The following is a 7,242-nucleotide window of genomic DNA, read 5'->3' as shown; positions in this document are numbered from 1 at the left end:
GCACTAGCGACTCGTCTCATCGACTGAGATCACAAAAGCGGCGAACCATCGGTTGCAACGGAGGCCGCGAGTTGACGTTTTTGAAGTGGTGAGTCGTTCGCGCGGCCCCGCTGAACCGTACCGTTATGTCTACCAGGGAGCCACACTTGGATTGGCCGTTTGATCGAGCTTGGCCGCATATTGCTTTGAAGGGTTTTCGAGACGGCCCTACATACACAGATTTCTCGTTTGACGAACTTCCCCCAATTCCAGAGAGTCAGTTCGTTGGCACGTTTAACTGGCTAGAGGAGTCTCCCTTACTAGATTTTGGTGACGACTGCGACGACGAAACGCCCGACCCCGTTGCCGCGATATCTCTCCTAGACAACGACTCCGCAACGCATGGAATCAAACTTCCAGACGCATTTCGCCACTTCATTACGCATGTCGATTTGCAACGACGAATACGCTCCGCGACTGCGTGCGAGTTTCGGTTCGCAGAACGCCTCATCGAGATCACACCCCACTCTGGATACATCGTTCCATTCCTGTCAGATTCGCAGGGATGTGTTCACTGGAATCTGTTCTTGACGCAAAAGCATCAGTATTGTGTCGTTGCATCACGATACGATTACACTTGGCAAACGCCCGCCGACTGGGAAGACGATGCCCCTGAACACCTTCGGTTGACCGCCCGCACTTTTGAAGCATTTATTTACCGTTTCTGGATCGAGAACGAAATCTGGTTTAAAACGTCTCGCTTCTTTCCGGATACACTTTCGTCGGCACAAGAATCGTACCTTGAACACTACATCGACTTAGAGACATAACCATGCCATCCACCGAAGGACGGCATGGCGCGTTTACAAATGGAAACCACATTGGCCGTCCTCGGTGATGGCGGCCGTTCGCCGACTGAAGCCAATGAATCCCAGACGCAACGGTGACCTGACAAACACGCGTATCACTGAGATTCGCATTGAAACCCCACCGGGTTGCATGGGCGAATGCGACTGGCACACCGCACGTATGCTCCAATCTGGTGCGCTTGAGTATTGCGGACGTCGCAACGCCGTCAAAGATGGCGACTGTAAAGGTTCAGTAAACCTATACACGTTTGACATGATCGCAAACGTCATCCTTGAATCAGGATTTCTTGACGTGCCGCCATCGGGCAATGACTACGCAAGCACCATGGGGCGATACTCAATTGATCTTGTCATCGACGGGCAGCAACGTAACTTCCAGCATGACGCCGCATTTACGCCCCCACTCTTTTGGGCCGTTGTCCGTTTAGTTGAGATGATGGTTGGTAATGCGAAGTGGGGCGAAGATCACTACAATGAAGCAGTCGCGACTTACCCGTCCCGCCTCGACGGATCGTATTACCGCGGGGCCAAACGGTAGCTCACGATTGCGGCGAACCATGCGATGAACCGAAGTCGCGGAGCCGTCATTTTTGACAATGGAAAATCAATCGCCGCGACTCGGTTATCGCGGCCGTTCGTCGACATTTATGATGCCATCCAATCAAACCGCAGTGCGAAGAATTGCGATGGCCGCAGGGTTGGTTGCACCGTTAGCAATGGCCGGGCTGATTCTCTTTTACCCATTTCCGAACACGATCTTCGCGAAGAACTACTTCAGCGGGAACTGGAATTTCAATTTCCCAATAGGGCCTTCGGTTGGACTGCTTGCACTCTCCTCGAGCGTTGTTGGCTTCCTCACTGCCGAGAGCATCTTGAAGGGAACATTTCTCCGTGGCGCATTTCTGCTTTCACTGCTTGCAGTGCCTCTTGCCATTGCCTTTGAGGACAATTGGAAGGATAAGACGTTTACGGCCCTGATCTGTATACAAGCCGTTCATGGACTGAGCCTCCTTTTGATTTGCGTGCCAGCGATCTTGTTGAGGCACCATCGTCATGGAACACGAATTCGCCTTTCGATTCAGCAGATGATGATGTGGACATTTGTTACGGCGGTCGCCATCTGGGTATGCAGAACCACACAGCCGCACATCAATCAGACTCTAATGCTCAAACACGTCGTCCAGCCGACGTTCAACTACTGGATTTTGATTGTTGGCGTGGTGCTTGCACTAAACACGATTGCGTGGCGGTTCTCGCTGAAACCTACACTAAGTCGAAAGTGGACACTTCCGTTTGCGGTAATGGGGGCTGTGCTTCTCGGGTATGGTTCAGGCGTTTTGTATTTGTCGATCAATAGCCGATGGGATACATCGATGCATGCTGCCAAATTTGCGGTACATTCCGGGTACGTGTGTTGCTTTTTGCTTCAGGGCGCAATGATTTATCTGCTAGATTTAGGCGCTGCATTTCTGCCCCTTGCTGCGATCCAAGCGAGGGAGCGACGAACCATCGCGTGCACCGGAGAACGCGAGTCGAGCGTTTTGGCCGTTAGAAACTTTTCCGCGCGTTCCCGGTGACGCGTGACGTTCTGCGAAAGAATTAGTGTTCCGAAACGCCAACCTCGCGTGTCCATGTTGCGACGCCGGCATTGTTGCATTCGTGCTTGCTGGCGATGGCAAACACGTAGTATTGCTGTGCCTGAATTGCGGTACTTGGTTTCCCACGATCGCAAACGAGAACGGCTACCTTTTGGACGACGTCAATCTTTCGACCGAGGACGATGACGGAATACTCGAATCTGATTCTGGCGACATTGTACTCGTGTCGATCGGTTGCTCGATTCGGTTTCCACCAGCCCGTTGGGCGACAACGGGCGAGATAGTTGACTACGGATGGGGCCGCTACATGAATCCGACGAAGAATACTTGGCTCCCAGAAACTAAAATTTGGTGGGCCGATCGAGTGAGAGGAATCGTTTAAACTATTGGCCCGTGTAACTTCAGATGTGTTTCCGAATTCGCCACGCATATCGGAAGCCACGCAGAACCAAGAATTGCACCGAAGGACGCGGCGCCGTTTTTCTCCAGGTCAATGTCCACCGCGCGTCCTCGGTGAATTCAACCGTTACCCGACTGAAGAGTGCGCCACACGAACGTGCAGCAACGCTTAACGCTCAATGACATCGGTTGCCTGCTCACAGTATTTGGCATCGCTGCATTCGTCCCACTCGCAATCGTCGGACGTCATCTTCTGCAGACGACCACCGCGAACACAGCGACAAACCTGACCGCGGGCTGGATACTCCTTTCGATCTACGCTTTCTTTGCGATCTTGAATTTCCACCTTTCCGCTATCCGTCCTTGGTTACACATGCGTCGCGGCGGGACCGACTACAAGCATGTCTCCGGGATACCAATTGTTCACATCATCTTTATGGCACTTGCAATCTTCGCTTTGCCACCGAGTCTGTTGGCTGGTATCCTGATGCTTGTACTACTCGCTCTCGACACGGGTGCTGCTCATTGGGCTGCCCTGGCATTTGCACGCGAATTCTTGCCAAAGCGCGGGTAACCAAACGATGCAACCGAGCGGCGAAGTCGGGCGTTTTGAAGTGGTTGATCTTTCGTCGCCGCCGGCTGATCGTCAACGTTCGCCGACTGAATGTATGACTCACAATGCGACGCAATCAGAGACTGCACGGATGTTACTCGAACACTCACGTAGCTACATTCGCATTTTTGTAATCTACGCAATTCTGTTCGTCACCTCGATGGCTTTCGGTGCCGCCGGATACATGGATGCGATGTTTACATTCGTCGCGATTTCCCTTCCTGCCTACTTGTTCTTCTTGCTCGTGTCCCAAGTTCGGTCGGGTATCGCTCTCGACAACTGGATGGTCGCTCGATACCCACGCGGAACTTGGCAGTTCTCTGCCCAGATCGCATGGAACGGATTCGCGTTGCTTCTCATGATTGCGTGGTCGATCACGTTGGTTGCGTTCCTTTGAACACTGCCTCTGATCAAAACCCGATCGGATTGCCGTCGGACGTTGCGATTGCTACGATTTATTTGACGTCAACCGTGGTGGTTGGCGTGTATCCGGTTCAATGCGGCGAACCATGAAATGCACGGGAGAACGGGTGGTCGATTTTCCTTTCTTCTTGCAAGTCGTTCGCCCGTTCCCCGTGATTTCCGCCGTTACCCGACTGAAATGCCGCAGACGCACGTCGCGACTCCATGACCAACGCACAAGACGTAATGGCACTTCGGAAACTGACAGGGTACGGCGTCCTCCAATGCAAGCTGCTAATCGACGATGCTGGCTCACTTGAATCCGCTGTCGAACGTATTGAGAATGAAAGACCGCCGATCTTCTTTACGTCTTACAGCGGCATTTGCCCCGGTTGCTGCGCTGGACATCGCAGCCCTACACAGATGGATTGCCCGAACTGTGACTGGCTTCGCATCAAACCGCATGATCGCACTCGATGGGGCCATGCTGGACGTTGTCCGTCCTGCGGATTTCGTTTTCGCTGGGATGGTTCGGTCTGCTCGCATTGCGGGCACGGTGGAGATCGGTGACACTAGACTGACCACCAAGACGGCGGGTAACCATCGCGTGAACCGGAGAACGCGAGCTGAGCGATTTGGCCGTTAGAAACTTTCCCGCGCGTTCCCGGTTACGCGTACCGTTACCCGACTGAAATGCGCATGATCGTTCCACGATTCAAGATTCGCGTTTTGCTCATTGCGGTCGCTGCTTGCGCGTTGATTTTCATGGCTTTGCCTTCCCTGATGGCGGTCTACCATCGGTCCCGGCTGACTCCGGCTATCTCCAAGTGGCTTAGCGTCGAACGAGACGCCAGCCAAAAAGCTGAAATCGACTACAGGCTTGAACGTCTCGTATCCCTAGGGGTTATCGAACGCCATGAATTTATTCAAATTGCGTCCTTCGAGGATGGCCTTCCTGAACACGACATTTCACAAGAGTTAATGGCGCACGATTGCCCCCCAGCGGTGTATTGGGATTTCGCTAGTTCCAGCGATGCGCTACAAATGATCGTCGTGTGGTGCGAACCCGGTGACGAGGTGGCTTGGAAACGTTTCGTCAATGGCGATTAGCCCGATTCATGAGATACTTCTTTTGTTCAAGAATGCGGGTAACCATCGGTTGCAACGGAGGCCGCGAGTTGACGTTTTTGAAGTGGTGAGTCGTTCGCGCGGCCCCGCTGAACCGTACCGTTATCCCAACTAATGCGCGGAGGTGCCGACCGATCTCGCTTCGTAACTGTTCGATCCGCAGCACCCGACTGCCGGGGATGTCGGCTGACTTTAGTTCAAAGGGTTTGCTCGAAATCACGTCCGAACGTGACGTACCGCATCGCCGGAAAATCTTCCGGCCACGCGGATCTATTTTTTCCGGCGATGCGGAACGTCACGTTCTCCAAGTTGCTGCCCACGTTTCCCAATGCCCGAAGCTTGCGGTTCGTCTGGCATTGGAATGGTTTACTTTGCTGCAAGCTGCCGAAACGCGGACACTCTCGCCAATGGCTCGATTTGTCTTTTCCCACCGGGGCTCGCCATTGGCGAGAGAGTCCGCGTTTCGGCTCCCTTCGGTCGCCGTGCCCGACCCGCTGACGGTCGGCAACGCTCGAAACTTGCCGACCGACACAACGCCCGCTATGCTGTGGAACGGTGGTCACAACTGCCCAACGCTGATTCAATGCTCGATCCAATGCAATGGGATAACCACGGCATGCACCGGAGTGGCGGTGGTGCGGTTTTCTCGAAATCACGATTTTCGCCGCCACCCGGTGATGCCAACCGTTATCCGACTGAAATCGCCGCGATGACTACGACGTGAACCTGAACCCCTACGCACCGGCCGATCTCGAAACGCCTAGCGGTCCTCCAAATGCCCCTCGACGGTTCCGCCTTCGCTTGATACCTGCTGGCATCATTGGAACGATCGGCTCGATCTCGTTCATCGGCAGCCTGGGTGTGACTGTGTACTTCCTGTATCTGCTGCTCGTGCCGTCTGACGCTCCCTCGATTTCGGACCCGCGTGTTTACGGACCGCTGGTTCGATTCCCGATAGCCACGTTTGCGTCGGGGCTCTGGGTCGCATCCGCCGTTTGTATTTGGCATCGACGATACTGGGTTGGTGTCGCTATGCTTCTGGCTGGTGGCGTCATCGGTCAATTGCCCGACATGATACTCGATCAGTGATCTCCGACCGTGGCGGATAACCATGCCGTGCACCGGAGCGGCGTCAACGCGTTTTCTGATGGTTAGTTTTACTCTCGCCGCCCGGTGACGGCCGCCGTTCCCCGACTGAAATGAGGCTCCCAACTGGACACTGTGTTCGCAACTCTGGCGTTTGCCTTTCCGCCGATGCTTGCAATCGTCATTCGCAACAGAGTTCGCGCACTCCTATACGGAACAGTCGCTGTTTGGGCACTCATGGTTGCGGGCGCACAATACAATCTTGCGACTGATCCCAGATACAACAGCATTGCGCCAGCTATATCAATTGTGCTCGGTTGGCTTCCCGGCTTGATCTATTCAGGACTATGCGTGTCAATTGTTGTTGCTGCCTCTGCGATCTGGCATCGCAAAACCAATAAATTGCGTGAACGGTGACTCCCTGCAGATTTGCTGGCGGTTGCTGCGCACGGTATGATTGGGCCGTCGTCGATCGCTTGGATGACGTCAACGCCCGCCGGAAAAGCGGGGAACCAAACGATGCAACCGAGCGGCGACGTCGGGCGTTTTGAAGTGGTTGATCTTCCGTCGCCGCCGGCTGATCGTCAACGTTATCCGACTGAGGTGCTTGCGTTCACATGAACACCACACTCCGCCAAGAAGCCCCTGTTGACGCTACTCGGTCGGCATCGCGTATCGCCCGCCGCCGAAAACTCTGGTTCATTCTTGCGATGATCGTTCTCTTCTGTCTTCCCGTCGGTGTGCGTGCGGTTCGGTTGCACATGGGCTGGACATGGCCTCCCGGTCAATCACCACCTGAACGGATAGCTGACTACTTGCGGTCACTTTGACTCGCCCCTTGGTTCGTGCCACAAACTTGCCTCGGTTGCCCCAATCCGCTAATATGCTCGAAGCTTACACTGGCGGCGTCCCGCAGTTGTTTTCCGCTTGCGCGGCTCATGCTCGCTGGCGGTTCGCCTCGCAACCCATAATCGCGGATCTCCAGGAACACCACCCACTTCCCACCCGTGAGCGGGGCAAATTGCGTTAAGATGGGAAGCTTGCGGCAGCGGGCGAATGTTCCTCCACTGCCACCCCGAAGCGCAGCGTTGTAAGTCTGATAACCATTGCGTGCACCGGAGTCGGTCTTGCGGCCCTTTTCCAATGGAACGTGCAATCGTCCCGACCC

At 54.5% G+C, this 7,242-nt stretch carries 8 protein-coding genes; all 8 read left to right on the top strand.

Features of this window, described 5'->3' with window-relative positions:
• Positions 1-566: 566 nt before the first annotated feature.
• The 8 genes from Poly51_RS28320 to Poly51_RS28285 all read left to right on the top strand — a co-directional run bounded on the left by Poly51_RS28320 (position 567) and on the right by Poly51_RS28285 (position 6,077).
• On the top strand, positions 567-809 hold the full coding sequence (locus Poly51_RS28320; RefSeq protein ID WP_146462331.1) for a hypothetical protein: 243 nt from the start codon (positions 567-569) through the stop codon (positions 807-809).
• A gap of 94 nt (positions 810-903) precedes the next feature.
• The gene (locus Poly51_RS28315; RefSeq protein ID WP_146462330.1) at positions 904-1,386 is read left to right on the top strand and encodes a hypothetical protein; all 483 of its coding nucleotides are present in this window, start codon (positions 904-906) and stop codon (positions 1,384-1,386) included.
• A gap of 58 nt (positions 1,387-1,444) precedes the next feature.
• Positions 1,445-2,425 carry a hypothetical protein gene (locus tag Poly51_RS28310; protein ID WP_186775881.1) on the top strand — a complete coding sequence of 327 codons (981 nt, stop codon included), beginning with the start codon at positions 1,445-1,447 and terminating at the stop codon, positions 2,423-2,425.
• A gap of 562 nt (positions 2,426-2,987) precedes the next feature.
• Positions 2,988-3,419 carry a hypothetical protein gene (locus tag Poly51_RS28300; protein ID WP_146462328.1) on the top strand — a complete coding sequence of 144 codons (432 nt, stop codon included), beginning with the start codon at positions 2,988-2,990 and terminating at the stop codon, positions 3,417-3,419.
• A 130-nt stretch (positions 3,420-3,549) separates the two neighbouring features.
• Complete coding sequence (locus Poly51_RS28295; protein ID WP_146462327.1) at positions 3,550-3,855, top strand: hypothetical protein; 306 nt, start codon at positions 3,550-3,552, stop codon at positions 3,853-3,855.
• 704 nt (positions 3,856-4,559) lie between these two features.
• A complete protein-coding gene (locus tag Poly51_RS28290; protein ID WP_146462326.1) occupies positions 4,560-4,970 on the top strand; it encodes a hypothetical protein in 411 nt (136 codons plus the stop codon).
• A 346-nt stretch (positions 4,971-5,316) separates the two neighbouring features.
• A complete protein-coding gene (locus Poly51_RS30810) occupies positions 5,317-5,712 on the top strand; it encodes a hypothetical protein (RefSeq protein WP_186775879.1) in 396 nt (131 codons plus the stop codon).
• Positions 5,709-6,077, top strand: a complete 369-nt coding sequence (locus Poly51_RS28285) for a hypothetical protein (protein ID WP_146462325.1) — start codon at positions 5,709-5,711, stop codon at positions 6,075-6,077. The genes Poly51_RS30810 and Poly51_RS28285 overlap by 4 nt, the downstream gene beginning before the upstream one ends.
• The last annotated feature ends 1,165 nt before the right edge of the window (positions 6,078-7,242 follow it).

The sequence above is a fragment of the Rubripirellula tenax genome (genome assembly GCF_007860125.1).
Taxonomy (GTDB): domain Bacteria; phylum Planctomycetota; class Planctomycetia; order Pirellulales; family Pirellulaceae; genus Rubripirellula; species Rubripirellula tenax.
This window is presented reverse-complemented; position numbering and strand designations above follow the sequence as displayed.